The sequence below is a fragment of the Actinoallomurus sp. NPDC052308 genome, assembly GCF_040679195.1.
Taxonomy (GTDB): Bacteria; Actinomycetota; Actinomycetes; order Streptosporangiales; family Streptosporangiaceae; genus Actinoallomurus; species Actinoallomurus liliacearum.
Window position 1 is genome coordinate 24,812 of the sequence record NZ_JBFAUM010000041.1, and the last position, 26,270, is coordinate 51,081.

Annotated in this window: 21 protein-coding genes; 5 read left to right on the top strand and 16 right to left on the bottom strand. The window is 69.1% G+C overall.

Translation table 11 applies throughout. The features are described 5' to 3' along the window. Window positions 1-42 precede the first annotated feature (42 nt). The 5 genes from AB0L00_RS42770 to AB0L00_RS42790 are packed head-to-tail and all read right to left on the bottom strand — an operon-like array spanning window position 43 to window position 3,836. Window positions 43-996 (bottom strand): glycosyltransferase, encoded by a 954-nt coding sequence (locus AB0L00_RS42770; RefSeq protein WP_364443514.1) that lies wholly within the window; start codon window positions 994-996, stop codon window positions 43-45. 1 nt (window position 997) lies between these two features. Then, entirely contained in the window at window positions 998-1,456 is a 459-nt protein-coding gene (locus AB0L00_RS42775; protein ID WP_364443515.1) for a GtrA family protein, read from the bottom strand. 23 nt (window positions 1,457-1,479) lie between these two features. Beyond that, entirely contained in the window at window positions 1,480-2,187 is a 708-nt protein-coding gene (locus AB0L00_RS42780) for a WbqC family protein (protein WP_364443516.1), read from the bottom strand. Then, window positions 2,184-3,176, bottom strand: coding sequence for a glycosyltransferase family 2 protein (locus AB0L00_RS42785; protein WP_364443518.1), 993 nt, complete (start codon window positions 3,174-3,176; stop codon window positions 2,184-2,186). The genes AB0L00_RS42780 and AB0L00_RS42785 overlap by 4 nt, the downstream gene beginning before the upstream one ends. A gap of 42 nt (window positions 3,177-3,218) precedes the next feature. Next, on the bottom strand, window positions 3,219-3,836 hold the full coding sequence (locus AB0L00_RS42790) for a class I SAM-dependent methyltransferase (RefSeq protein ID WP_364443520.1): 618 nt from the start codon (window positions 3,834-3,836) through the stop codon (window positions 3,219-3,221). 239 nt (window positions 3,837-4,075) lie between these two features. Between AB0L00_RS42790 and AB0L00_RS42795 the strand changes: the two genes are divergently transcribed. Further along, window positions 4,076-5,143 carry a glucose-1-phosphate thymidylyltransferase gene (locus AB0L00_RS42795; RefSeq protein ID WP_364443522.1) on the top strand — a complete coding sequence of 356 codons (1,068 nt, stop codon included), beginning with the start codon at window positions 4,076-4,078 and terminating at the stop codon, window positions 5,141-5,143. Beyond that, complete coding sequence (gene rfbB, locus AB0L00_RS42800; RefSeq protein WP_364443524.1) at window positions 5,140-6,132, top strand: dTDP-glucose 4,6-dehydratase; 993 nt, start codon at window positions 5,140-5,142, stop codon at window positions 6,130-6,132. Before AB0L00_RS42795 ends, rfbB begins: the two co-directional genes overlap by 4 nt. Here rfbB and AB0L00_RS42805 read toward each other — a convergent pair. From AB0L00_RS42805 to AB0L00_RS42835, 7 genes are all read right to left on the bottom strand, one after another. Continuing rightward, entirely contained in the window at window positions 6,120-8,405 is a 2,286-nt protein-coding gene (locus AB0L00_RS42805; protein WP_364443526.1) for a hypothetical protein, read from the bottom strand. The genes rfbB and AB0L00_RS42805 overlap by 13 nt on opposite strands. Before the next feature lie 9 nt (window positions 8,406-8,414). Further along, window positions 8,415-9,575, bottom strand: a complete 1,161-nt coding sequence (rffA, locus tag AB0L00_RS42810) for a dTDP-4-amino-4,6-dideoxygalactose transaminase (protein WP_364443527.1) — start codon at window positions 9,573-9,575, stop codon at window positions 8,415-8,417. Between the two features lie 24 nt (window positions 9,576-9,599). Next, entirely contained in the window at window positions 9,600-10,955 is a 1,356-nt protein-coding gene (locus AB0L00_RS42815) for an O-antigen polymerase (RefSeq protein ID WP_364443529.1), read from the bottom strand. Beyond that, entirely contained in the window at window positions 10,955-12,388 is a 1,434-nt protein-coding gene (locus AB0L00_RS42820) for a polysaccharide biosynthesis tyrosine autokinase (protein WP_364443530.1), read from the bottom strand. The genes AB0L00_RS42815 and AB0L00_RS42820 overlap by 1 nt, the downstream gene beginning before the upstream one ends. Before the next feature lie 88 nt (window positions 12,389-12,476). Continuing rightward, window positions 12,477-13,571 carry a glycosyltransferase family 1 protein gene (locus AB0L00_RS42825; RefSeq protein ID WP_364443531.1) on the bottom strand — a complete coding sequence of 365 codons (1,095 nt, stop codon included), beginning with the start codon at window positions 13,569-13,571 and terminating at the stop codon, window positions 12,477-12,479. Further along, window positions 13,568-14,764, bottom strand: coding sequence for a glycosyltransferase (locus AB0L00_RS42830; RefSeq protein WP_364443533.1), 1,197 nt, complete (start codon window positions 14,762-14,764; stop codon window positions 13,568-13,570). Before AB0L00_RS42830 ends, AB0L00_RS42825 begins: the two co-directional genes overlap by 4 nt. A gap of 4 nt (window positions 14,765-14,768) precedes the next feature. Further along, window positions 14,769-15,506 (bottom strand): sugar transferase, encoded by a 738-nt coding sequence (locus tag AB0L00_RS42835; RefSeq protein WP_364443535.1) that lies wholly within the window; start codon window positions 15,504-15,506, stop codon window positions 14,769-14,771. A gap of 283 nt (window positions 15,507-15,789) precedes the next feature. Here AB0L00_RS42835 and asnB point away from each other — a divergent pair, with 283 nt between their 5' ends. After that, the gene (gene asnB, locus AB0L00_RS42840; protein WP_364443537.1) at window positions 15,790-17,697 is read left to right on the top strand and encodes an asparagine synthase (glutamine-hydrolyzing); all 1,908 of its coding nucleotides are present in this window, start codon (window positions 15,790-15,792) and stop codon (window positions 17,695-17,697) included. 142 nt (window positions 17,698-17,839) lie between these two features. Continuing rightward, a complete protein-coding gene (locus AB0L00_RS42845) occupies window positions 17,840-19,135 on the top strand; it encodes a polysaccharide biosynthesis C-terminal domain-containing protein (RefSeq protein WP_364443538.1) in 1,296 nt (431 codons plus the stop codon). Window positions 19,136-19,255: 120 nt separating this feature from the next. Here the strand turns inward: AB0L00_RS42845 and AB0L00_RS42850 are convergent, their stop codons facing one another. From AB0L00_RS42850 to aceA, 4 genes are all read right to left on the bottom strand, one after another. Then, the gene (locus AB0L00_RS42850) at window positions 19,256-20,269 is read right to left on the bottom strand and encodes an NAD-dependent epimerase/dehydratase family protein (RefSeq protein WP_364443540.1); all 1,014 of its coding nucleotides are present in this window, start codon (window positions 20,267-20,269) and stop codon (window positions 19,256-19,258) included. 168 nt (window positions 20,270-20,437) lie between these two features. Then, complete coding sequence (locus AB0L00_RS42855) at window positions 20,438-21,532, bottom strand: hypothetical protein (protein ID WP_364443542.1); 1,095 nt, start codon at window positions 21,530-21,532, stop codon at window positions 20,438-20,440. A 119-nt stretch (window positions 21,533-21,651) separates the two neighbouring features. Beyond that, window positions 21,652-23,097, bottom strand: a complete 1,446-nt coding sequence (locus tag AB0L00_RS42860) for a M1 family metallopeptidase (RefSeq protein WP_364443544.1) — start codon at window positions 23,095-23,097, stop codon at window positions 21,652-21,654. 190 nt (window positions 23,098-23,287) lie between these two features. Then, window positions 23,288-24,583: an isocitrate lyase gene (gene aceA, locus AB0L00_RS42865; protein ID WP_364443545.1), complete on the bottom strand. Its 1,296-nt coding sequence runs from the start codon at window positions 24,581-24,583 to the stop codon at window positions 23,288-23,290. A 151-nt stretch (window positions 24,584-24,734) separates the two neighbouring features. Here aceA and AB0L00_RS42870 point away from each other — a divergent pair, with 151 nt between their 5' ends. Beyond that, the gene (locus tag AB0L00_RS42870; protein WP_364443547.1) at window positions 24,735-26,171 is read left to right on the top strand and encodes a helix-turn-helix domain-containing protein; all 1,437 of its coding nucleotides are present in this window, start codon (window positions 24,735-24,737) and stop codon (window positions 26,169-26,171) included. Window positions 26,172-26,270 lie beyond the last annotated feature (99 nt).

The window sequence follows — 26,270 nt, forward strand, 5'->3', positions numbered from 1 at the left end:
CCCGTCGGCGATGGACGCTCTTTTGCGGCGGAGGTTACCGCTTCATTGCCCGGTCCTCATCGCCCCGTCCGGCCCGTGAGACGGAGCGCTGTCGCGGAAACGGCGTTGTTCGAGCGGCTCGGGCAGGGCGGAGTAGGGAAGGACGTGACCCGTCAGCCCCTCGGCCCGGCCCAGCGCCCGCTGCCAGTGCCAGCGGGCCTCGGCGCCGCGCCCCGTGAACGAGCACAGCAGGAGGCCGCCGAGCGGGCGGAGCACGCTGATGAGCTGACGGCGAATCCCGTGGTGCCGGCGGTAGACCCGCCCGGTGCCGCGAGCGTAGTGGCGCGCCTTCGCCCGGCACCCCGGCTCGGCCGGGCCGTCCTCGTCGCACGTCTCATGCACCGCGATCGCCGGGTCGAAGAGGATCGTCCAGCCGGCTCGCAGGCCGCGCAGCAGCAGATCCGTCCCTTCCCCGGACTGCCAGGGGGTGGGGTTGCCGACGCCGAGCGTCTCGTCGAAACCCCCAACGGATCGCAGGAACGCCGACCGTACGCAGGTGGCGCCTTCGGCGGCGACCCAGACCGTTCTCTCGGTGAGCGGCGTCGGACGGGCCGGGGCCCGCTGCCGGTCGAGGCGGCCGGACGGGGTGATCAGAGCGCCGGATACGACGCCGATGTGGTGGCCGGTGGCGAAGGCGGCGGCGGCGTTCGCGAGGGCGTCGGGGGCGAGGCGGACGTCGTCGTCGGGGAAGGTGACGATGTCGTAGTCGTCGCCGAGGGCGGCCAGGCCGGTGTTGCGTCCGAGCGAGAGGCCGCGGGCGGAGGTGAGGCGGCGCAGGGGGAGGCGGTCGCGCCAGGTGTCGATGACGTCGGCGGTCTTGGTGTTCGTGCTCTGGTCGACGACGATGACGTGGCTGGGTGGCAGGGTCTGGTCGGCCAGTGACCGCAGGAGCGTGTCCAGGTGGACCGGGCGGCCGACCGTGGCGACCACGCATGCCATCCGTGGCTGTGCGGACATGTCAGGCGTCGCCTCGCTTCCGGAAGGTCCAGGTCCGATTTATCGCGTAACTCAGGGGCGGGCTCATCAGGATGATCAGCGCCTGCGCCACCATGAGGGGAATCCCGCCGAACTCGACCATGATCGGCAGGCCGATCACGGACGCCGCGAGGAAGCCGAGCCCGACCGCGTAGAACCGCATGAAGCCGGGCAGCCAGTCCTCACCGGAGACCTTGAAGATCGCCAGCCGGTACATCGGATAGACGATCAGAGCGGTGACGAAGTGGCTGCCCACCACCAGGAACAGGTACGGCACCCGATCCTGGGCGGCCAGCAGCCCGCCGCCGAGGAGCACGTAGTAGACCACGGCGGTGACGCCGCCCGCCAGCAGGTAGGTGACGCGCTCGCCGAACAGCTCCGAGATCCAGGCCCAGCGCGCGGCACGGGTTCTCAGCGGGGTCCGGCCGTTCGATCGCGACATGGCACGCTCACTCCGGGTGTGGCTCACGAACGGGCGGACGCCGGGGCGGCGAACTTGAGGTAGCGGGCGGCGTCCGGTCCGGTGTTGACGATGAGGTCGAGAATGCTCACCTGGTGGTCGAACGGCGGGTGGATCTGGGGATACTCCGGGTATCCGGAATAGTCGAACCAGTGGACGTCGATGCCCACGTCGTGGAAGAGGCTCTCGTCGAGATAGGCGCGAGCCGCCGGTCCTGTCACGTACTCGTCGGCGCCGGCCTTCCGGCACAGATCCACCACGCGCTCGGTCCTGGACCCCGTCGGGTCGTAGTCCTCGGCCCGGGTGAACCGGGACCGGATCCCGAGGATGTCGCAGACGCCTTCGAGGAAGTGCCGGTTGATCGCGGACAGCCGAAGGCTCTGGCAGCTCTCGTAGAGTCGTTCCAGGACCGGTGCCGTGTCCGCCCAGTACGGAGCCTTCCGGTAGGCGTCGGTGAGGATTCGCCAGTGCTTGAGGCGCCAGTCCGGGTCGCCGGCCTCCACCTCGTTGATCGGCCGGTTCAGCGGGCCGCGGGTGATCGGGATCGAGAGCCATCGGACGCCGGTCGCCGTCTTCACGCGGTTGCGATTGCGCCAGCTACCGGTCGTGAACTGAACGTTGTCGAGCAGGATGAACTCATCGACCGCGGCGATCAGGTCGAAGTAGCCTTTCCACGGGATGTAGTTCGACTGCACTATCGCGACGCGTTTCACGCCATCCACCCCTCTTGCGACCGCTGGGACACGACTTCGGGGATTCGCACCTGACCCGTGCTCGCGCCGGCCGCGCCGACCTCTGTTCGCACCACGTACGTGGGGCGGCCCATGCCGCCGGAGTGGAGGCGGCCCAGATATTCACCGAGGACCCCGATGCCGAGCATCTGCGCGCTCGAGAACAGCGCGATCATCGAGGCGATGCTCGTGAAGCCGGCGACGCTCGTGTGGCCGGCGAAGTAACTCCACAGGACGAGGCCGAGCAGACAGGCTCCGAATCCGCCGGCGAGCAGCCCGAGGTAGCTCACGATTCGCAGCGGCGTCGAACTGTACGCGACGACCACGTTGACGGCCTGGCGCAGTAGCGTGCGCAGCGTATAGCCGGACCTTCCCTCGCTGCGCTGGTCCATGTGCACCTCGACGTCCTGGACCCTCCTCGTGCACCAGGACAGGACGACGTCGATGCAGACGAAAGGACCGGTCACGTCGTCCAGTCCGCTCCGCAGGAACGCGCGGAACGCGCGGAAAGCGCTCAGCGACCTCGCGTCTCGCGCGCCGAGCGGTCCGGAGAGCCCCAGTTTGAACAACTGTGAGGAGAGATTCCGCAGAATCCCGTGCTCCTCCTCACGCGGGTGCCCGTACACGAGGTCGACCTCGTCGGTGAGCGCGGCCAGCAGGCGCGGAATCTCCTCCGGCGGGTGCTGCAGGTCGTCGTCCATGGTCACGATGACGTCGTGCACGGCGGCGCGTACTCCGGCGATGGTGGCGTTGTGCTGGCCGTAATTGCGCGCCAACCGGATGGCGCGGACCTCCGGGTGGTCCCGCGCGAGTTCCGCCGCGACCTCCCACGTGTCATCCGGGCTGCCGTCGACCACCAGCACGACCTCGTATCCGATGGCCGCCGCGGGCAGGGCGGCGGCGAGCCGGTCGATGAGCGACGGCAGGGTCCGGGCCGATCGATAGCACGGAACGACTACGGAAACGAACATCGTTACCTCGCAGGATTACCGTTCGGGAGCCGGAGGGGCGCGCTAAAGGCGCACTATGATCGTGAAGTCGAATCCGTTGTAGTCGTGGAGGAGTGCGACGTTGCGCGAGAACTTGCGCTTGCAGTGGTCGAAATACAGGAGAGGGTCCCCGTAATAGAGATCGTCTCGCATGTGCTCCGGATCGGAGTACGACGTGAGCATGTTGAAGGCGAAGCCTTTCTTGCTCACCGCCGCCATACGCCCGACCTCCTCGACGACGTACCGCTGCCAGGTGTCTGAGTCGCAGTCGAGTTTGATGTTGAAGGTGCCGCTGGCCACGGTGTAGTCGGCCATGTCGAGCTCGGCGTAGTCGCCGGTGAAACGTATTCGCGTGTCGCTCGCGTAAAGTGATTCGCCTACGGTCCGCATCGCTTTCGAGATGTCGAATCCGCAGTAGGCGAAGTCGGTCCAGCGGGTCGCCAGGAACTCCACCAGTGCGCCGTATCCGCTACCGTAATCGTTGATGGAGAACGCCTCGTCGCCGTCGACCACCTTGACGAGTTGCTCGAAACGGTTCGTTTGTGCGCTCGGCGTAGTGAAATCCACGCCATAATGGGTCGCACCATGCGTCTTTATCTTGTCTTCGAAGTAGGCCTCGACATCCCGCAATAGTTCCTGCATCTCACTCCTTTTGTCCGAGTTATCGACGAGTTGCTCGCAATCGGAGCGGCCGGATCCGCCGATGTGGATATCCTAAGCAATGGACGCGCGGCGACCGGCGTGTCCTATCGCCCGGTGCGCAAATAGGTCATTCGATCTCGGGCAGTGATCGGCAAAGACGCGGCCACCACGGTGCTGTGGAAGAGAACCGCATGCGATCGTGGTATCGCCACCGCGCCGAACCGGGGGGAGCCGGCTTCATGAAGGCATTGGTGTTGGCCGGAGGGCGAGGCACCCGCCTACGTCCGCTCACCCATACTTCGGCGAAGCAACTCGTGCCGGTGGCGAACCGGCCGGTGCTGTTCTACGGTCTGGACGCGATCCGCGAAGCGGGGATCACGGAGACCGCCATCGTCATCGGGGACACCGGTGACGAGGTCCGGGCCGCGGTCGGTGACGGATCGGACTTCGGGCTGAAAGTGTCCTACATCCAGCAGGAAGCGCCGCTGGGACTCGCGCATTGTGTCGTCATCGCGCGGGAATTCCTCGGTGATGACGACTTCGTGATGTATCTCGGCGACAACCTCCTCATCGGCGGGATAGCGGATCTGGTGGCCGCTTTCCAGGCGAGCGACTACGCGGCACAGCTCCTGCTCAGCAGGGTCGCGGAGCCACAGTTCTACGGTGTCGCCGAACTCGACGCCGACGGGGCCATCCTCAGCCTCCAGGAGAAACCGGATGTGCCGCGGAGCGACCTCGCCATCGTCGGGGTGTACATGTTCTCGCCGGTGGTGCACGAGGCGGTGCGGGCCATCACCCCGTCGGCGCGGGGGGAACTGGAGATAACCGACGCGATCCAGTGGTTGATCAACCGCGACCACAAGGTGCACTCGTACCTGGTCAGCGGGTACTGGAAGGACACCGGCCGGCTGCGGGACATCCTCGAGTGCAACCGTATCCTGCTGGAGCGGGTCGAGGCTCGTACGGACGGCACGATAGGGGGGCGTTCGGAGATCGAGGGACGGGTCGTCGTCCATCCGGGCGCCGTCGTCGAGGACTCCGTCCTGCGCGGACCGATCGTCATCGGGTCCGGGACCAAGGTGGTCCGCTCCTACGTCGGGCCGTTCACCTCCATCGCGGAGGACTGCGTGATCGAGGACGCGGAGATCGAGTACTCCATCGTCCTCGGGAGCTCCACCATCCGGAGCGTGCCGCGCATCGAGCACTCGCTGATCGGGCGGGACGTCGAGGTGACGGGCGCGTCGCGCGTCCCCAACGCCCACCGGCTCATGGTGGGAGATCACAGTAAGGTGCAGCTACGGGCATGAGGTTTCTCGTCACCGGCGGGGCCGGTTTCATCGGATCGAGCTATGTTCGCGCGCTGCTGCGCGGTGCCTATCCGGGCTTCGAGGACGCCAAGGTCACCGTTCTGGACAAGCTCACCTACGCCGGCCGGCCGGAGAACCTGTCGGCGCTGGCGGGGCATCCGGATCTCACCTTCGTACGCGGTGACATCGCCGACGGTGACCTGCTGGGGCGGCTGGTCCCCGGGCACGACTTCATCGTCAACTTCGCCGCGGAGACGCACGTCGACCGGTCGATCGGCGCCGCCGCGGACTTCCTCCACACGAACGTGCTCGGCACGCAGCGGCTCCTCCAGGCGGCCCTCGAAGCAGGGGTCCAGACGTTCGTCCAGGTCTCCACCGACGAGGTGTACGGGTCGATCGACGAAGGGTCCTGGGTGGAGACCGATCCCCTCCTGCCCAACTCTCCGTACTCCGCGTCGAAGGCCGGCGCGGACCTGCTCTGCCGCGCGTACCACCAGACGTACGGCCTCGACGTCCGGGTCACCCGCTGTTCGAACAACTACGGCCCGCGGCAGTTCCCGGAGAAGATCATCCCTCTCTTCGTGACGAACCTGCTCGACGGGCGCAGGATCCCGCTGTACGGCGACGGGCGCAACGTACGGGAGTGGCTGCACGTCACCGACCACTGCCGCGGCATCCAGCTCGTGCTCCAGAAGGGGTCGCCGGGGGAGACGTACAACATCGGCGGCGGCGTCGAGCTGACCAACGCCGACCTCGCCCGGCGACTGCTCGCGGCGCACGGGGTGGGCTGGGAGATGGTCGAGTACGTGCCCGACCGGCCAGGCCATGATCTGCGCTACTCCGTCGACACGACGAAGATCCGCGGGCTCGGCTACCGGCCCGAGGTCGACTTCGACGAGGGGCTCGCCGAGGTCGTGCGCTGGTACGCCGCCAACGAGGCGTGGTGGCGGCCCCTCACCGCCCGCGACGGGCGAGCTCAGATCTCGTAGACGGCCCAGTCACCCGCCGCGTACCGCAGATGCGCGTACCGGTCGAGTCCGGACGCGGGCCGGTCCTCCCGCAGATCGACGAACAGCCAGCGCACGCCGTACCGGTCGCGCAGGCGTCGCACCGTGCCGGGTGACGGGTGATGGAAGGCCGCGTCGTTGTCCGCCAGTCGCCGGCCGTCCCAGAACGGTACGGAGGCGTCCTCGACGTGCTCCTTCGCGGCCCTGTCCTGCGTCCTCATCTCGTAGATCCAGGTTTCCACGAGGAGGCGTCGTTCGGCGTAGGCGGCCACCGAGAAGTGGTTCAGGTCGCAGACCCGGGCGTCGGCCGCGGTGCAGATCGCGTTCGTCGCGACGACGTCGTCCGGGCGGGAGTGGTCACGGAGCCAGCGCCCCGCTTCGACGGTCCCCGGTGATACGACGGTCGTCGGTGACCTGGCGGAGACGTTGTGCCACGTCTCCTTCACATGAGCGACGCTGGCGGGCACCGCCAGACCCATGACGAACGCGGCGACCACCCCCGGCGACACCGCCCGCAGCGCGAGGCGCCGGCGTCCGGCCACGAGCAGTGTCACCGCGAGGGCGGCGATCAGGAGCACGAGCACGGTGACGGGGCCGACGATCCGTCGCACCATCTCGTCGGCCTCGGGCCTGGCCGTTCCGTCCAGCCTGCGGACGGTCAGGATGACGGCGATCCCCCCGGCGAGCGCGCCCACCAGGGCCGGTACGGAACGCGACCGCGCGATGTCCGGCCGGGGGAGTACGGCCGCGAGTCCGCGGACCGCGGCGAGGCACAGGTACGGCGTCGCGCCGTACAGGAAGTAACGCTGGGAACTTCCCGGGAAGCGGAGGGTCACACCCGCCGCGAACCCGGCCGCCCCGATCCCGAGGAGCAACAGGACCGGCGGGTCGAGCAGCGTCCTGGGCCGTAGCCCGAGCAGGAACACCCCGATCCAGAAGCAGCCCAGTCCGAACACGCAGGCCGCGACGACCGCGAGCTTCAGCGGAAGAGAGGGCTCGGCCGTCGAGCCGATGTCCGCGGCGAGCGTGCTGAAGACTGAGAGGGGGTGGACGACCAGCCCGTCAGAGGCCCCACCGTAGATCACGATCTGTGCGAAGACCAGGGCCGCCGTGACCATGAGGGCGGCGATGACGGCGGGCCGGTGCAGCCGCCGTCGTACGAGCAGGGTCACGGCCGGCACGACGATCAGACCGGCGAAGAGCATCGGCAGGAAAACGGACTTCGCCCCCGACGTCGCCGTGATCAGAATGGCGAACATCGTCCAAGACCCCTTCCCGGGCCTCGGCTGCCGGAGGATCGTGACGAGGAGGAGGACCACGGAGGCGAACAGCATCACGCCGAAGGTCTGGGTGGGGCTGCACCAGGGGACGCTGTACCGCAGCACGAAGTCGGCCCCCAGACCGGGTGCCCACGCGCACGGGTTCGGGCACAGCGCGAACAGCGCGAGTCCAGGGGCCACGAGGGCCGGCCACCACCGGTCGGTGAGCCGGCGCGCGATCGCCGCGAACAGCAGGACCGTGGCCGCCAGGACCGGGAGCAGGAAGAGGCGGTACAACAGGGTCTCGGGCTCGATCCCCGTCACCCAACTCGTCGCCGCCATGTCGGCGTACACGAACCAGTGATAGTGGAGCGGTTCGCCGAGCACGAACGGTGAGGTCGGCGGGACGTGGTGCTTGAGCTCGCCCACCACGCTGAGGTGGAAGAGCATGTCGACGTACGGTGTGGCGTGCCCGGACCAGGCCAGCCGGTGCGCCCGGAAGAAGGACGTGGCGCTCGCGACCACGGTCAGTGCGACGAACGTGGCGAGACCCCACGAGAGCGCGACCGGGGCCCGGCTCGCGCGGTCCGCTCCTCGCCAGTACGGACGAAGCGCCGGAACCATGACGAAGGCGACGATCGTCGCGACCGGCCAGGCGAGCACCAGCAGCGGCAGTCCGGCCCACCGGGCGGGGACGTAGGCGAGAACGGTCATCCCGTGCCCGAGGGCGGTGCCGAGCGCCACGTCCTCGGGGAAACCGGCCGAGTGACCGCGGAGGGCGCGGGCGAGGAGGGTTCCCGGCACTGTCACGCCGAGAACGGCGAACACGCCGAACACGACCGTCTGCCGAGCGGCGACGCCATAGTGGTGCGACACCGCGACGGTGAATGCGAGCGTGAGCGCGGCCGGGATCCAGCCTGATCGGAGAACCTCGCGGGACTTCGAGGTCTCCTTTCCGACCCGCCTCGACATCTGGACCGTCGTCACCGGTGCCACTGTCACTCCTTAAGCGGTCGGTCCGCTGAACGACGTGATGCTCTCGACGACCAGGTCGAATTCGGCGTCGCTCATCTCCGCGAACAGGGGGAGCCGGATGATCCGGTCGGCGACGTCCTCGGTGACCGGACAGCCTCCGGGGGCGACCCGCCCGTAACGGAGCCCACCTGGGGCGGTATGCAGGGGCTGGTAGTGGAAGGCCGCGCGCACGCCTCGTTCCGCCAGGTGCCGGAGGAGGGACTGGCGGCTCGGCAGATCGGGCAGGAGCAGGTAGTACAGGTGCGCGGGGTGCGCGCAGCCGTCGGGGACGGTGGGCCGCTCGACGCCTCTGTCTCCGGCCCAGTCCGCGAGCCGTTCGTCGTAGGCGTCCCAGATGCGATGGCGTCGACGCTGGATGTCGTCGATCGCCTCCAACTGCGCGACCAGGAAGGCGGCCAGGATGTCCGAGGGCAGATAGCTGGAGCCGTTCTCCACCCACCGGTACTTGTCCGTCATGCCGCGGAAGAACTGGCTCCGGTTCGTCCCCTTCTCGCGGATGATCTCGGCGCGTTCGATGAGTGCCGCGTCGTTGACGACCAGCGCTCCGCCCTCACCGCACTGGACGTTCTTCGTCGCGTGGAAGCTCTGTGCGGCCAGGGCGCCGAACGACCCGAGGGGGCGGCCCTTGTAACGGCCGCCGAGGCCGTGCGCGTTGTCCTCGACCACCGCGAGGCCGTAGCGGTCGGCGATCGCCATGACGGCGTCCATCTCGCACGCCACGCCCGCGTAGTGCACGACGACGATCGCCCGGGTCCGCGGCGTGACCGCCGCCTCGACCCGGCGCTCGTCCAGGTTCAGGGTGTCCGGCCGGCAGTCGACGAAGACCGGGACCGCGCCGCGCAGGGCGATCGCCGTGGCCGTCGACACGAAGGTGAACGACGGCACGATGACCTCGTCTCCCGGCGCCAGGTCGAGCAGGAGCGCGCTCATCTCCAGGGCGTGGGTGCACGAGGTCGTCAGCAATGCGGCGGGTGCCCCGATGATCTCGGCGACCAGGGCGTTCGCCCGTTTCGTGAATGGCCCGTCCCCTTCCAGGAGCCCGTTCACGATGGCCGTCGTCATGTACTGCTGTTCCACGCCTGTGATGTAGGCGCGGTTGAACGGGACGATCGGCGCTTCGGTCAGCGGCATGAGGATCCTCTCTCCATCGGCCGATCAGGTTCCATCGCCCGCCGCCCGCAGTCCCGCGCGACGCAGGAGGACCGCGAGGAGGATGCCGCCGGTGATGACCGGGAAGGCGCGGCCGAGCCCCCAGTAGAAGATGCGCCCCATCTCGAGCAGTCCCACGTAGAGGACCGCGTACAGCACGAGGCCGTGCAGTTCGCCCGCCCGCAGAGCGCGGTAACAGACGCCAAGCAGCAACCCGATGACGGCCCACCACACCAGCGCGCCGACCGGGCCGTAGTCCGCGACCGCCGGCAGGATGGCCCCCTGGTTGTTGAACTCCGGATTCCCGTATTGCGCCAGCACCAGCATCCAGTGGTGCGGGCCCGCGTCGAGGGCGCCGTGGACGTTGAACAGCGACTTGAGTATCGGGAAGTTCCAGATCACCGGGATGGTGAAGCACGGCAGCTTCGCGTACGGCGCCAGGTGCGTGAGGAGCACCGCCGAGTTGTTGGAGGCGGTCGCGTAGTACCCGCCGAGCCGGAGCATGACGAACTCGCCGACTCCGATGTGTTCGTGCTGGTAGCGGTCGCTCCAGCTGCGCGTGTACTCGAAGAGCCCGAAGACGACCGCCAGGAGCAGCGGGGCGACCATCGGCAGCAGGGCCCACCAGAGCCGATGCCGGGGCCGGGCGGAGCGGCCGGACCGCAGGGCCGCGGCGACCACGATGAGGGGGACGACCGCCTCGAAGAGCGCCAGGCGTTCGGCGTTGATCAGCACCCTGGCCAGCACGAGGGTCGCGAGGAGCGCCAGGGCCCACCGGTGGCGGTGGCCGCTGATGCGGCGGTCGAGCAGCAGGCACACGATGGCGAGGGGGCCGAACTGCGTCAGTGTCGTCACCCCGGGAGCCGTCGAGAAGTATTCCTCCTTCGCCCCGATCAGGGTGTCCCGGTCGAGAAGGAGCGCGCTGCCCAACTGGTCGCCGCCGTACCCGCGCGAAATGGCGAGGAGGGCCCAGACGGCGTATCCGATCAGGGTCAGTACGACGAAGACGCGACCGGCCTGCGCGAGGATCCGCTGCTGGTCCGCCGTGGGAGTCACCCGCGAACCCCGGACGATGCTGCGCCTGCGGGCCAGCGACGGCGCGATGGCGCCGACGACGAAGGCACCGAGCAGGAGCAGCGTGGTCAGGCAGGCCGCCGAGTCGAAGTACTTCGGCGTGCGCCACCAGAGACGGTAGTCCTGGTCGGGGATGTACCAGGTGACGGCGAGACATGGGAGGGCGACGAGAACGCCCGTCCAGGCGGGATGCAGCCACCAGGTGCCGTGGCGGATCCACAGGGACTTCCCGGTGGGGCCGTCCCGGCCGGGCGCGGCCGGGCGGCTCACCGTGCCGAGGGTTCTCATCACCGGGCGCTCGCGCTCGGCACCGGGTCCTCCTCGTCGCGGCGCCGAGGAGACGGCGACGCATCGTCGCCGCCGCCCGGCGAGGTTCTTCCCGAGTAGACGTAGTAGCGATCGTTGGCGGTGGACTTCGTCATGTTGACGACCACGCCCAGAGTCTCGGCGTTGACGGCGGCGAGGCTCTCGGCGGCGGAGCGCAACTCGTCCTGCTTGGTCCTTCCGGCCCGCGCCACGAGGATGACCCCGTCACAGCCTGGGGCGATCACCGCGGCGTCGGCGACGGGGAGGAGCGGCGGCGAGTCGATGATGACATAGTCCGCGTTCTCGCTGAGCTCCTCCAGGATCTGTTGCATCCTCCGGGTGCCGAGCAGCTCGCTCGGGTTCGGCGGAACGGGACCGCTGGCGATCACGTCGATCGTCGATCGTCTCTTCGCCTGCTGCAGCACGTCGGCGATCGTGGCCTGGCCGGCCAGCACGCTCGTGAGACCGGCTCCCTCGACCAGACCCAAGGCGGAGGCGATGGACGAGCGCCGCAGGTCCGCGTCGACGAGGACCACCCGAGCGCCGTCGTCGGCGAGCGAGAAGGCGACGTTCATCGCGGTGCTCGACTTGCCGTCGCCGCGGTGCGGGCTCGACACGACGATCGTCCGGGGCGGCTGGTCGACACCGATGAAGCGCAGGTTGGTCCGGAGCTTGCGGTAGGCCTCCGCCCGCCGGCCGAACCGGTCGGTGTCGTCGACGAGGACGTGCCTGCGGGCGGCCGCGTCGTGCGGGACCTCGCCCAGCACCGGGAGACCGCTGACCCGGGTCACGTCCGCGGCCCGGCCGATCCGGGTGTCGAGGGCGTCCTTGAGCGCCCCGGCCCCGATGCCGGCGATGGTCCCCAGAACGAGACCGATGGCGACGTTCAGCAGCGGTCGCGGACTGCTCGGCTTGAGCGGGACCGTGCCCGGACGGACGACGTGGATCTGGATGGGCAACGGCCGGCCCGGCTGAGGCGGCTCCAGGTCCGAGACCGCTTTGGACAGATGGCTCGTCACGCTGTTCACGATCCGCGCGGCCATCACCGGGTCGGAGTAGCGCACGCTGATGTTCAGCAGGGTCGTGTCCAGGGGCACCTCGACGGTCAGCCGCTTGGCGAGCAGGTCCGGCCGTACGCGCAGGCGCAGCTCGTCGATGACGGGCTGGGTGACCTTCGGGGTGGTGACGATGTCGGCATAGGACCGCACTTTCTGCTGGCTGAACAGGGTCCCCTGGTACGCCTGGTCAAGCCGGTCCGTCGTCTGGGAGAGAGAGAAGAAGACAGATGCCTTTGACTCGTAGGATCGGGGCTGCAGCATGGTGATGAGCTGAGCGACGGCGGCCCCCAGCAGAGGCGCGATCGCCAGCAACACCAGGTGCCGACGAAGCCCACGTACGAATTCACTGATCGTCACGCGATCTCCTACTCGTTGTCTCCGTTGCAGATCAGGCCGCTGTTTCGAGGAGGCGCCGATGTGACCCGGCGGAAACCTCCGCGGCCGATCACGTCGCCGGTCCCGAGACGAGGCCGGAGAAGATCTCCAGATGCCGCCGGGCGCACTCCGTCCAGGCGTACCGGCGCGCGTTGGCCTCTCCCCGCGTACGCAGCCGCGCGGCGAGTCCGTCGTCCGTGAGGACCTCGCGCAAGGCCGCGGCGATCGAGGCCGGGCCGAGATCGGTGACGACGTACGCCGCGTCACCGGTCACCTCGGGCAGCGCGCCCCGGTCGGACGTCACGACGGGCGTGCCGCAGGCCATCGCCTCGACGACCGGAAGTCCGAACCCCTCGTGGCTCGACGGCAGCGCGAAGACGCTCGCGGCTCGCATCAAGGGCGCGACGAGCTCCGCCGGGACCTGGCCGAGGTACCGCACGTGCGGGGTGACCGCCAGCAGCCGCTCGATGGGCTCCGACCCTCGGAAGGGGCCGCCGGCGACGACGAGTCGTACTCCCAGCCGGCTGATCTCCGGTCGGCCGACGGCCTCGACCAGGGCCGGGATGTTCTTGCGGGGATCGAGATTGCCGAGGTGGAGGACGAAGCGCTCCGGCAGCCGGAGGGGGGCCAGCAGCGGGGCGTCCGCGCGGCTGTCCGGGTGGAAGCGCCCGGTGTCGATGCCGTGCGGGACGACGTGCAGGCGCTCCTCCGGAACGCCGAACTCGCGTCCGATCTCGCGTGCGGAGTTCGCCGAGACGGTGATGACGGCGGCCGCGACCTCGGTGAGCCGGGCCACGCGCAGCCGCCACGTCCGCTCCCACATGGCGCGCCGGAGACCCGGGACACGGACCGACGGGACGCCGTGGACGGTGGCCACGACGGGCACCCTCGCCCGCACCAGCGCGCCGGTGTCCCCGGGAAAGTGCAGGAGATCGGCGTGCCGGTCGTCCACCGTACGCGGCCAGACGACGCCCTCCGCGGCGGCGTAGGCCAGCGCGCGGACGACGCCCGACCGGCCGTCGCCCGGCGGTAGCAGCACGTCGGCCGTCACTCCCACGTCGGCCAGGTGGTGATAGAGCCGTTCCGTGTAGGTCGTGTTGCCGCCGACGTTGCGACTCAGGACCTTGCCGGTCAACGCGACGCGGAGGGGCCGTGAACCTCTCATGGCGTCGGCACCTCCGCCGACCTCCGGCGCAGCGCGGTGACGAAGGCCGTCATCTTCTCGATGAAGACCGCTTCGTCGAAGCGCGCGGCATGCTGTCGGAGGGCCTCCGGCTCGAACCGCATCCCGTCGAAACGGCGCAGCGCGTCCTTGAGGGAGTCGACGGTCTGCCGGTCGAAGAACGTCCCCGTGTGCCCCTCGACCACGGTCTCCTGCAGGCCGCCGCCGTTGAAGGCGATCACCGGCCGCCCGCTCGCCATGCTCTCGAGCGGTATCAGCCCGAAGTCCTCTTCGGCGCAGTGGATGAGCGCCCTGGCCCGGCGGTAGTAACCGGCCAGCTCCTCGTCGCTGACCCGGCCGGTGAAGCGGGTCCTCGGACCGGCCATCGCCCGCAGCCGGGGCAGCTCGCTTCCCGTTCCCGCGACGACGAGCGGCAGGTCCAGGTCCCGGCAGGCCCGTACGGCTAGGTCCACGTGCTTGTAGGGGACCAGCCGCCCGGCTATGAGGAAGAAATCGTCCGGCCCGTCCTCTTTGATGGAGAACTGATGCGTCTGGATGGGCGGATGGATCACGACGGCGTCCCGCCGGTAGTACTTCTCCACCCGCTGCGCTACGAACGCCGAATTGGCGATGAAGGCATCCACTCGGGCCGTTGCCGCCAGGTCCCACATTCTCATGTGCCGGATGAAAGCGGGCATGGCCAACCGGATGACTGGGTTCAAGGGGCCGAAACCTGGATTCTTTGCATAGCGGTAGTGGTCGCTCCAATAGTAGCGAGTAGGCGTGTGCAGATAGCAGATGTGCGGTGTCTCAGGGCGTGTCACGATGCCTTTCGACTCGGCGGAACAACTCGAGATGACGACGTCGTACGAGCTGAAATCAAATGATTCGAAGGCGAATGTCCGAAGAACCGGATAAAGCTGGTGACGGGTGGCGGCGAAGGGCCACCTCTGCAGAAACGACGTCCGCACCTGGGCGTGCGTGAACTGCGGCAGCGCGCGAGGTGCGAAGACCGACGTGTAGATCGGTGCGTCCGGGAACGCCTTGTGCAGGCTCCACAGGACGCGCTCGGCTCCACCCTGGTTCGTGAGCCAGTCGTGGACGAGCGCGACCTTGAGGCCGCCTCCCTCGCCTCCTGTGCGGGGAACGGGGACCGGCCGCCCGTCCGATGGCGCTTCCACTTCCACTCGTGTCATCGGTTCACCCCGCTCCGCGGCCGCCCAGCACCGCGCTGACGGTGCGAGCCAGGATCCGTGCGTCGAGCAGGAGCGACCAGTTGTTCACGTAGTGCAGATCGAGGTGGATCGCCTCCTTCCAGGACAGCCGCGACCTGCCGCTGACCTGCCAGAGGCCGGTGATGCCCGGCCGTACGCTGAGCCTGCCGTAGTCGTCCGGGGTGTAGAGGAGCACTTCGGCGTCGATCTGCGGACGCGGGCCGACCAGCGACATCTCGCCGAGCGCCACGTTCCACAACTGGGGCAGCTCGTCGAGGGACCAGCGGCGCAGCCACTTGCCGAGTCGGGTGATGCGCGGATCGTCGGGGATCTTGAACAGCGGCTCATCGCCCCGATTGTGAATGTGCAGCAGATCTGCGAGTTGTTCTGCGGCATTCGCTTTCATGGAACGGAACTTCCACATTCGGAATGGCTTGCCGTCAGTGCCGATACGCTCGTGCCCGAAGAATATGGGTCCCGGACTGCTCAATAGGACGGCAATGGCGATGGCCAGCAGTAGCGGGGCAAGGGCGAGGAGCAGCAGAACCGCCAGCGCCCGGTCGGCGGCATGCTTGACACGACGTGCTCCATGCCCGCCCATCAGGCGTTTTCCCGGTGGATGGCAAGTCGGGGGCGAAGGCGCGTCGAAATCCACAACGTGATGGTTGAGCTGGCCTGTCGACGTGACCTCGCCCGACTGCGCGCCCGGTGCGAAAATGGACATTATTGTTCCCCGGCGTCGAGTTGAAGAGATCTCCACTCCCTGGCCCCAGGTATATCACCGCCTTGTGAATGGCTGCCCCATCTTCAAGATCAACAGTTGGTCAGTCGCACGGAAATTGTTCATCGAGACGGCTTCGGTGACTTGCCGCCGCGTGGACCGGACGGTGAAATGCTGGAAACCCGGCATCTCGCGGCGGACGGGTCTCGGTCGGCGGGGGAGTGTTAATGTGCGTGCAGCGCGCGTAGTGATTCAAAAATAGCCTTTTTAAAGGGTGGGGGTGTATATGTGCGGCATAGCGGGCGTGGTGACGACGGGTCGCCCCGATCCATCCCTCGTCCGCCGTATGTGCGACGTGCTCGCCCACCGGGGGCCGGACGGCGAGGGCTTCCACGAGGACGCGCACGCCGCGCTCGGCATGCGGCGGCTCGCCATCGTCGACGTGCCGGGCGGCGGCCAGCCGGTCTACAACGAGGACCGGAGCGTGGTGGCGGTCTTCAACGGGGAGATCTACAACTTCCCCGCGCTACGGCGCGAACTCCGCGACCGAGGCCACCGTCTCGCCACGAACGGCGACACGGAGTGCCTCGTCCACCTGTACGAGGACTTCGGGGACGATCTGGTCCACCGGCTCCGTGGCATGTTCGCGTTCGCGATCTGGGACGGCAGGCGGCGCCGGCTCCTCCTCGCCCGGGACCGGGTGGGCAAGAAGCCGCTGTACTGGCGTTCCGACGGCGGGACACTGTGGTTCGCCTCCGAGCTCAAGGCGCTCACGCGGGATCCCGCGGCCCGTCGCGAGGTCGACCTGGTGGCGCTGCACCACTACCTGACCTATCAGTACGTGCCGGCCCCCTGGTCGATCCTCCGGGGCGTGCACAAGCTGGTGCCCGGCCACCTGCTCTCCTGGCAGGACGGCGTCGCCGTGACACGACGCTACTGGCGCATCGACTGCACTCCGCGCGAGGTCACGTCCGAGGAGGAGGCCGCCGAGGAGCTCCGTGGCCGGCTGCTCGACGCGACGCGCGTCCGCATGGTCGGTGAGCGGCCGCTCGGCGCCCTGCTGTCCGGCGGGATCGACTCCTCCGCGGTCGTCGCCGCGATGGCCCGGTACTCCACCGGGCCCGTCAAGACGTTCAGCATCGGCTTCGACGAAGAGAGCCTGGACGAACGGCGCTACGCGCGGATGCTGGCCCGGCACTACGCGACCGACCACCACGAGATGGTCGTCACCTCCTCGGCCCTCGAGGTGCTGCCCGCGCTGTCCCGGCACTACAGCGAGCCGTTCGCGGACTCATCGTCGATCCCCACCTTCTACGTCGCGCGGATGAGCGGTGCGCAGGTGACGGTCGTCCTCAACGGGGACGGCGGCGACGAGCTGTTCGGCGGCTACCTGCGCTATCTACTCATGGCGCGCGCCGGTCGGATCCCCGTCTTCCCGGTCCTGCGGGGGCCGCTCGACCGGGCCGGCTCGGCGCTCGCCGCGCGCGGCGCCCCGCGCTCGGGGCTGCAGCGGGCGGGTCGGGTGCTCGGCCTCCTGGGGCACCCGGCACCGCGCCGCCACGCGCGGTTGATGTCGTACTTCACCTCCGCGGAGAAGACGGCGCTGTACTCCGACCCGCTGCGCGCGCGCCTGGCGAAGATCGACAGCCACGACCTGCTCGACGACGCGTTCGCCGCCTCCCGCGCCGACTCCGTCCTGGGCCGCGTCATGGACGTCGACATCAACACGTACCTCCCCGGCGATCTCCTGGTGAAGATGGACACCGCCACGATGGCCAACTCGCTGGAGGCGCGTTCCCCCTTCCTGGACCATCACCTCATGGAGTGGGCCGCCGGGCTACCGCCGGGCCTGAAGGTCCGCGCGGGAACGACGAAGTACCTGCTGAAGAAGGCGGTCGCGCCGTGGCTGCCGCCCGAGCTCCTGACCCGGCCGAAGATGGGCTTCGGCGTCCCGCTCGCGCGGTGGCTCCGCACCGAACTGGCCGACCTCTCGTGGGACGTCCTGACGGACCACACGGCGAGATCCCGTGGCCTGTTCCGGCCCGAGGCGGTGCGGGAGCTGCTGCGGCGGCACGCGAACGGACACGACCACGGCAGCCGGATCTGGGCGCTGCTCCAGTTCGAACTGTGGTGCCGGGCCTTCCTCGACCCACCGGTGCCGGGGATCGACCACGGCCCCACCGCCCGCCCGTGAACCACCGCGGCGACCGCCACCCGGCCGAGCATCACGGCGGCGACCGTCACCGGGTCGGGCATCACCGCGGTGACCGCCATCCGGTCGTGCGCCACCGCGGCGACCGCCGTCCGGGCCGCCGTCCGGGCCGCCGGCCGGCGCGGTGAACGCGGCGGCCGGGCAGGCCGCCCGCACCCTGGGCGCCTACGCCGCCAGGTTCGTTCTGGGCGCGCTGATGAGCGTGGTCGTGAACCGGTCGCTGGGCCCCGAGGGGCGAGGCGCCTACGCGGTGCTGATAGCCGTCGGTACGGTCGCACTGCACCTCGGACACCTGTCGGTGGAGGAATCGCACGTCGCGCTCTGGTCCCGGGTCCGCGACACCGCCGTCGTCACCGCCAACAGCGTGCTGTTCGGCGCGGCGCTCGGCGGGGTCTGCGCGATCGCCGCCGCCGTGGTCGTGGTGGGGCTGGGGCCCGGCGTCGTCCCGGTGACGGATCCCGGTCTGCTGGCCGTGGCGCTGGTCTGGATCCCGTGCGCGATGACCGAGAAGCTGCTCGCCCGTCTCATGGTCCTGAGGGCGCGCATCGACGTCAACAACCGCGGTGGCCTGCTCAGCGTGGGCGTGCACTGCGCGTCGCTGGTCCTGCTCGCCGCGCTGGGCAAGGTGACACTGTGGTGGGTGGTCGCGCTGTGGACCATGTCCGCCGCGCTGCCCCTGGTGGTCCTCCTGCCCGCCGCCCGTCCGAGGCTGCGGCACTGCGACCTCGGGATGGCGCGCCGGACGCTTCGCCTGGGGCTGCGCTACCACACCGGTCTCGTCTCGATGTTCCTGCTGCTACGGGTGGACGTCCTGATCCTGGGCGCGATGGCGACGACGGCCGAGGTGGGGCTGTACGCCGTGGCGGTGACGCTGATGGAGCTGGGCCGGGTCCCGTCCGACGTCGTCGCGAACCTCGCCATGCCACGGCAGCTCGAGGACGACGAGCGTGCGGCGACCGTGTGCACCGTGCGGTCCACGAGGATCGCCGCGCTGGTCGCCGCCGGCTCCGTGGGGTTCCTCTGCGCCACCGCGCCGTTCGTGGTCCCGGTGGTGTACGGGCCGGCGTTCACCGGGGCCGTCGGCCCGCTCCTCGCACTGGCGCCGGGCCTGTGGGCGATCGGCGCGAGCAGACCGGTCGGCGCCTTCCTGCTCCGGCTCGACCGCCCGCTGCGGAACTCGGTGACGGCGGTCGCGGCCCTCACGGCCAACGTCGCCCTGAACCTCGCGCTGATCCCGTCGTACGGTGCCGTCGGCGCCGCGTTCGCCTCCAGCGTCGGTTACAGCGTGTTCGCGGCACTCCAGGTCCAGTGGTTCCTGCGGGTCACCCGGCACTCGTGGAGTGACCTGCTCCCTCGGGCCTCCGACCTCCGCTACCTGTGGGGGACTGTGCGCCGCACCCCGTCCTGGAGCGCCGACTGACGCGGCGCCGGCACGCACCGCGCACGTCCGTACCGCGACCGCGCGCGGCGACGGCGGCGCGGTCCCGCCCTCACGTCCGTATCGGGGTGGCGTGCGGTGGCCGGTGGCGCGGTCCCGCGCTCACGTCCGTATCGGGATGGCGCGCGGCGGCGGCGGTCCGGGAAATCCCGCCCGTTCCCGTCTCGCGTGGGTGATGGCGTCGCCGAGGATGTCATCGAGGGAACGGCGTGGCAGCCAGCCGGTGAGCACCCGCAGTTTCGTGGTGTCGGGGACCTTCCGCTGCATGTCCTCGAACCCTGACTCGTACGCCTGGTCGTACGGGATGACCTGGATCCCGGACGCGCTGCCGGTGCGCGCGATGATCGTCTCGGCGAGCTCCCGGATGCTGATCTCGCGGGAGGAACCGACGTTGTAGGTCTGCCCGATGGCGGCGGGCTCGTCCAGGAGCCGGAGCAGCGCGTCGACGACGTCGCTGACGTGGGTGAAGCAGCGTGTCTGCCGCCCGTCCCCGTACACGGTCAGCGGTTCGCCCCGTACGGCCTGCCGGACCAGCCGCGGAACGACCATGCCGTACGCCGGGCTCTGCCGAGGGCCGACCGTGTTGAAGAGCCGGACCACGATCGTCGCCAGGTCGCGTTCCCGGTGATAGCAGTTGGCGAGGATCTCGTCGACGGCCTTCGCCGTGCTGTACGCCCAGCGCACGATCGACGGAGGCCCGAGGACCCGGTCCGCGGTCTCCCGCAGGGGCCCCGCGGAGTTCTTCCCGTAGATGTCCGACGTGCTGGTCATCAGGACCTTGCGGCGGTAACGGTGCGCCGCCTCGATCACGATCTGCGAGCCGCGGATGTTGGTGATCAGCGACCGCAGTGGCTCCTCGACCACCAGCCGTACGCCGACGGCCGCGGCCATGTGGACCACGGCGTCGCACTGGCGCATGAGCTCGTCGACCATCAGGTCGTCGAGCACCGAGCCGTGGACGAAGCGGAAGCCCGCGTTCTTCGCCGCCTCGCTCAGATTGGCGGGGCTGCCCGTCGAGAGGTTGTCGAGGGCGATGACGGAGTCGCCGCGGGCCAGCAGCGCCTCGACGAGGTGCGAGCCGATGAACCCCGCCCCGCCCGTCACCAGGTATGTCATCCTGCCGCCTTCCGGCATGCCGGGCCTCCCGGGCTCCGTGATCGTCGCTGGGGATCGGATCAGCCGACCCGGGAACGGCATGGGGTGGCGGGAAGCCCGTTCCCGCCACCCCATGCCGTCCGATCGTCGTGTGCTGTCACCGCTGCGGAAGACGGTCGAGCACTCGCGTCAGGAGCAGCCCGGCACGCTGCCGACCGGCCTGCAGTTGTTGGGAGTGTTCGCGGTCACCAGGCTGTCCGCGAGCGTGACCGGGCCGGAGCCGGGGACGCGGAAGATCCCGCCGCCGTCGTTCGCGCTGTTGGCCTTGACGAGGGTGAGCACCAGCCTGGCCCGTCCGCCAACGCCGTTCAGCAGCCCGCCTCCACGGATCTTGGCGGTGTTCTTGTCGAGCGTCGTCCGGAAGAAGGTCGCGGTCCCGCCCAACTCGTTGTAGACGCCGCCGCCGCTGCTGTTGGCGCTGTTGAAACTGACCTGGCTGAAGTTCAGTTCGAGCCGGCCGTCGCTGTAGATGCCGGCGCCACCGCCGCCGGACCCATTCGGATGAATGGTCGTATTGTCGGTGACCAGGGTGTAAGAGAGCAGCGCCGTGCCGCTGTCGTTGCTCAGCCCGGCGCCGTTGTCCGCCGTGTTGTTCCGCAGGGTGACCCGGAACAGATTGAGGGTGCCGCGTGCGCTGAGGATGCCTCCGCCGGTATTGGCTCCGGAGTCACCGCCCTCGATGAAGATTCCCTCGACCCTGAGCCGGGCGCCGGTGAAAACCTCGAACAGGCGGAATTCCGGTCCTCCGGTACGCCGGATGTGCGTGGACGGCCCGCCCACGATGGTGATGTCGCCTCTGATGATGGGCAGCGCGTCCCCGCCGCGTGTCCCTGAGGTGTCCGTCGGGGCGGTGAAGTCGTAGTTGCAGTTCGCGGCCAGCCGGATCGTGCCGTGACCGGCCGTGTTGGCGTTCTTGATCGCCGTGACCAGGCCGGCCGCCCCGCCCGCAGGTCCGCTGCACGGCACCGTCACGACGGGCTGTGCGTAGGCCGAGGGCGGCGATGCGGCCGCTACTCCTGCCCCCATCAGCGCGGCAGCCGCTACGCTGCCCGCCGCTCTAGCGAATGAACCCATGAGGCTCCCCCCGAACAGAGTGGACATTTCCCTTTGTCGGTGATGAATTGTCCTCGCGGCACCGCCGACATCGGATAGGGAAACATCGCGCAGGCCACCGCACCGCATCCGTGCGTCGAGGATTTCCGGTTCTTTGCCGCCGTTGACCACTTCTTGAGCGGCCTGCTGTTCTGCTTCCCGGAGTATGAGCTGCGGAATATGCGTGTGGTGGCCGGGGAGACTCGGGTGGTGTTCCGCCGGGGACCCCGGAGGATCCCCGGCGGAAAGGGTCAGCCCTGCGGGAGGGCCGGCTTGCCGGGGGACCAGAGCCAGGTCTTGAAGAACCCGCTCAGGTCCTGCCCGGAGATCTTCTGGGCGAGCGCGGTGAACTGCTCGGTGGTGGCGTTGGCGTGCCGGTGCTGGGCCGCCCAGGTGCGGAGCAGCTTGAAGAAGGCGTCGTCACCGATCTTCTCCCGGAGGAACTCCAGCACCATGCCGCCGCCGCTGTAGACCCGGTCGTGGAACATGGTGTCCCGCTTCGGGTCGGCGATCACGACGTTCCACCAGCTGTCGGTCGCCGCGTGGCCGTTGTAGACCGCCAGGGCCTGGTCGTGCACCGTCCGTCCGCCGTGCTTCTCGGCCCAGTACCACTGCGAGAACGTCGCGAAGCTCTCGTTCAGCCAGATGTTGTTCCAGGTCTTCACCGAGACGCTGTCGCCGAACCACTGGTGCGCCAGCTCGTGCGCGATCGTGTTCGTGCTGCGCACGTCGGAGTACAGCGGCCGGGTCTGGGTCTCCAGCGAGAAGCCGATCGCCTGCCCGTTGTACGTCGCCAGGTCGGCGATCGCGCCGGTCGAGTCGAACGGGAACTTCCCGTACAGCTTGTCCCACAGGTCCGTGGCCTCGGCGGTGGTGTCCCAGAAGAACGACATCGGGTCCGGGTGGTTCGGGTCGCGGCCCACGAGCTTCGGGTCGACGGCGACCGTCTCGCGGATGCCCGAGGGCGTCTTGCCGTTCTTGAATGTCCACTGGCCGATGTCGGCGGTGGCGAGGTAGGTCGCCATCGGGTTCTTCTCGTCCCAGACGAAGGTGCTCTGGTCGCCCTTCGTGCGCTGGGACACGAGCCGCCCGTTCGCGATCACGCCGAGGTTCTTGGGTACCGTCACCTTGAAGGTGAAGGCGGCCTTGTCACCCGGGTGGTCGTTGCTCGGGAACCACGTCGACGCGGCGTTCGGCTCGTCGCCCATGAACGCGCCGTCGTCGGTGTGGACGAAGCCGTACGGGGAGCCGAACACGATCGGCGAGCCCACGATCGTCTGCGGCACGCCGCCGTAGGTCACGCTGACGGTGAAGGTCCGGTTCTTCCGCAGGCCGCTCTCGGGCGTGATGATCAGTTCCTGGCCGTCGCGGGTGAACTCCGCCTTGTGCTTGTTCACCGTGACCTTGGAGACCGTCAGCTGCTGCAGATCCAGGTCGAACCGGGACAGGTCCTGGGTGGCCCGCGCGGTCATGGTGACGACGCCGTCGAGGCGCTTGGTCGAGGGGTCGTACTTCAGGTCGAGCCCGTAGTGCAGGGCGTCGTACCCGCCGTTGCCCTCCAGCGGGAAGTAGGGGTCGCCGATGCCGGGGGCGCCGGGGGTGAAGTGAGGCCGTGCCGCGGCCGACGCGGCGGGGGAGATGGCCGCGACGGAGGCAAGCGTCGCGCCGATCGCCACCAGCCGGGATGTTCTGCGCATGTGGGGGGTTTCCTCGTGCAGAAGATCAAGTGGACCTTGCGACTCTGGCCTACGTGCCGGGGGATTGTCCAGACTTCCAGCACCGAAAGTGGCCTTCGGTCCTGATCCGGACAAGTCATCTAAACCGGATAAGAGCGCACGGTGGCCCCCGGCGTCGCCGGGGGCCACCATGCCGACCTGGGGGCAGTTCTCAGTGGGCGCTGACGAACTGCTCCTCCTCGGTGGACCCCTTCAGCGCCACCGTGGAGGAGTCCGGCGAGATCGCCGTGCTGACCAGGTCGAAGTAACCGGTGCCGACCTCGCGCTGGTGCTTCGTGGCCGTGTAGCCGTCCCGCTCCGCCCCGAACTCGGCCTCCTGCAGCTCGACGTAGGACGTCATGCCGTCCTGTGCGTAGCCCTTGGCGAGGTGGAACATCGAGTAGTTGAGCGAGTGGAAGCCGGCCAGGGTGATGAACTGGAACGTGTACCCCATGTGCCCGAGCTCGCGCTGGAACTTGGCGATCGTGGAGTCGTCCAGGTGCTTCTTCCAGTTGAACGACGGCGAGCAGTTGTAGGCCAGCATCTGGTCGGGGTACTCCGCCTTGATCGCCTCGGCGAAGCGCCGCGCCACGTCCAGGTCCGGCGTGCCGGTCTCCATCCACAGCAGGTCGGAGTGCGGCGAGTAGGCCAGGCCGCGGGCGATGCACGCCTCCAGTCCGTTGCGCACCCGGTAGAAGCCCTCGGCGGTGCGCTCACCGGTGACGAACCGCTGGTCACGCTCGTCCACGTCGCTCGTCAGCAGCGTCGCGGCCTGGGCGTCGGTCCGCGCGATGATCAGTGACGGGACGCCGGCGACGTCGGCGGCGAGGCGGGCGGCGTTCAGCGTCTTGATGTGCTGGCCGGTCGGGATGAGCACCTTCCCGCCGAGGTGACCGCACTTCTTCTCCGAGGCGAGCTGGTCCTCCCAGTGCACCCCCGCGGCGCCGGCGGCGATCATGGCCTTCATCAGCTCGTAGGCGTTCAGCACCCCGCCGAAGCCCGCCTCGGCGTCGGCGACGATCGGCGCCAGCCAGTGCGGGGCGGACTCGTCGCCCTCGGCCCAGGTGATCTGGTCGGCGCGCAGCAGGGCGTTGTTGATACGGCGCACGACGGCCGGGACGGAGTTGGCCGGGTAGAGGCTCTGGTCGGGGTAGGTGTGCCCGCTGAGGTTCGCGTCCGCCGCCACCTGCCAGCCGGACAGGTAGATCGCCTTGAGGCCCGCCCGCACCTGCTGGACGGCCTGGTTCCCGGTCAGCGCGCCGAGCGCGTTGATGTACTCCTGCTCGTGGAGCAGCTTCCACAGGCGCTCCGCGCCGAGGCGGGCGAGCGTGTGCTCCTCCTGCACCGAGCCGCGCAGGCGGATGACGTCCTCGGCGGTGTAGGTCCGCTCGAGGCCGGCCCACCGCGGGTCGGTCTTCCACTGACGCTGCAGCTCTTCGGCTGCTCCCTTGAGGCGACGGTCGCTCATGGATACTGCCCTCCTCTGTCGTCCCCTGGGTGCTTGTGTCCTACTCTCTGGCCTCGAGAGCGGGTAGTGAACCGGTCAGTAACAAGAAGAACGGCATAATTTTCGCTATTATGAACCTGTGACGGCCTTTCAAAAAGAAGAAGCGCTGAACTTGACGAATGGTCTAGACCTCGTGACGTTCGGCCAGCGGCTTCGCCACCTCCGGCGCGCACGTGGCTACACCCTCTCTGAGCTGGGAGAACGCGTCGGGCGCGCGCCGTCCCAGCTCTCCCTTCTGGAGAACGGCCGGCGCGAACCCAAGCTGTCCCTGCTGCAGGCGCTCGCCTCGGCGCTCGAGGTCCCCATCGAGGAACTGCTCCGCAAGCAGCCGCCGAACCGGCGCGCCCAGCTGGAGATCGGGCTCGAGGAGGCCCAGCGCGACCCCGTCTACAGTGCGCTCGGCCTGCCGCACCTCAAGGTCGGCAAGCGGGTGCCCAACGACGTTCTCGAACACCTGCTCGCGCTGTACGAAGAGGTGAAGCGGGGCCGTACGAAACCGACCGCCAGCCCTGAGGACGCCCGCAAGGCCAACGCCGAGCTGCGCCGCCAGATGCACGAGCGCGGCAACTACTTCGGCGAGATCGAGCAGGTCGCGGCCAAGTCCCTGGAGGCCGCCGGCTACCGGGGCGGCGCGCTGTCCCAGGGCATGCTCCTGTCGCTCGTCACCCACTTCGGCTTCACCCTGCGGTACGTCCAGGACCTTCCGCGCTCGGTCCGGTCCGTCACCGACCTGCGCAACCGCCGCATCTACCTGGAGCGCGAGCAGCTCGGCATGCACACGCCGCGCACGATCCTGCTGCAGACCCTCGGCCACATCGCGCTCGAGCACGCCGTGCCCAGGGACTTCGCCGACTTCCTCCGGCAGCGGGTGGAGGCCAACTACTACGCCGCCGCCACCCTGCTGCCCGAGCGGACGGTCGTGCCGTACCTGCAAGAGGCCAAGGCCGACCGGGAGCTGTCGATCGAGGACCTGTGCGACGTGTTCTCCGTCTCGTACGAGATGGCCGCGCACCGGTTCACCAACCTGGCGACCCACCACCTCGACCTGCCGGTGCACTTCACGAAGAACGACGAGAGCGGCACGATCTACAAGGCGTACGCCAATGACGGCCTGATCTTCCCCGCCGACGAGCACGGCGCGATCGAGGGCCAGCGGATGTGCCGCCAGTGGGCCGGGCGGCGGGTGTTCGGCGCCGACGACCGGTTCTCCGTCTACTACCAGTACACCGACACCCCGACCGGCACGTACTGGTGCCTGTCGCACATCGACCCGAGCCACGAGCGGGACTTCGCCATCACGCTCGGCGTGCCGTTCGAGCACTCCCGGTGGTTCCGCGGCCGGGACACCAACCGCCGCGTCAGGTCGGCCTGCCCGGACGGCGACTGCTGCCAGCGGCCCCCGGCCGAGCTGGCCCGCCGTTGGGAGGGGCACGCCTGGCCGTCGGCGCGCGCCCATTCGCACGTCCTCGCCGTGCTGCCGCCCGGCGCGTTCCCCGGAGTGGACGAGGCGGACGTCTACGCGTTCCTGGAGCAGCACGCCGAGACCTGAGTCCGAGCCGCCAGGGTTCCCCTCGCTGTGATGCCGGCGAAACGAGGGTGAAACGCTGGCGGGAGTCAATGGGCCCGGAGTGCTGACGCAGGAGAGGGG

Bases quoted from the DNA above. Each gene is read 5' to 3' on its own strand.
- rffA (WP_364443527.1), bottom strand. From the start codon at position 9,575: ATGCCGCTGACCGAAGCGCCGATCGTCCCGTTCAACCGCGCCTACATC.
- AB0L00_RS42830 (WP_364443533.1), bottom strand. From the start codon at position 14,764: ATGACACGAGTGGAAGTGGAAGCGCCATCGGACGGGCGGCCGGTCCCC.
- AB0L00_RS42835 (WP_364443535.1), bottom strand. From the start codon at position 15,506: ATGTCCATTTTCGCACCGGGCGCGCAGTCGGGCGAGGTCACGTCGACA.
- AB0L00_RS42795 (WP_364443522.1), top strand. From the start codon at position 4,076: ATGAAGGCATTGGTGTTGGCCGGAGGGCGAGGCACCCGCCTACGTCCG.
- AB0L00_RS42825 (WP_364443531.1), bottom strand. From the start codon at position 13,571: ATGAGAGGTTCACGGCCCCTCCGCGTCGCGTTGACCGGCAAGGTCCTG.
- AB0L00_RS42785 (WP_364443518.1), bottom strand. From the start codon at position 3,176: ATGTTCGTTTCCGTAGTCGTTCCGTGCTATCGATCGGCCCGGACCCTG.
- AB0L00_RS42775 (WP_364443515.1), bottom strand. From the start codon at position 1,456: ATGTCGCGATCGAACGGCCGGACCCCGCTGAGAACCCGTGCCGCGCGC.
- asnB (WP_364443537.1), top strand. From the start codon at position 15,790: ATGTGCGGCATAGCGGGCGTGGTGACGACGGGTCGCCCCGATCCATCC.
- AB0L00_RS42815 (WP_364443529.1), bottom strand. From the start codon at position 10,955: ATGAGAACCCTCGGCACGGTGAGCCGCCCGGCCGCGCCCGGCCGGGAC.
- AB0L00_RS42790 (WP_364443520.1), bottom strand. From the start codon at position 3,836: ATGCAGGAACTATTGCGGGATGTCGAGGCCTACTTCGAAGACAAGATA.
- rfbB (WP_364443524.1), top strand. From the start codon at position 5,140: ATGAGGTTTCTCGTCACCGGCGGGGCCGGTTTCATCGGATCGAGCTAT.
- AB0L00_RS42860 (WP_364443544.1), bottom strand. From the start codon at position 23,097: ATGCGCAGAACATCCCGGCTGGTGGCGATCGGCGCGACGCTTGCCTCC.
- AB0L00_RS42770 (WP_364443514.1), bottom strand. From the start codon at position 996: ATGTCCGCACAGCCACGGATGGCATGCGTGGTCGCCACGGTCGGCCGC.
- AB0L00_RS42850 (WP_364443540.1), bottom strand. From the start codon at position 20,269: ATGACATACCTGGTGACGGGCGGGGCGGGGTTCATCGGCTCGCACCTC.
- aceA (WP_364443545.1), bottom strand. From the start codon at position 24,583: ATGAGCGACCGTCGCCTCAAGGGAGCAGCCGAAGAGCTGCAGCGTCAG.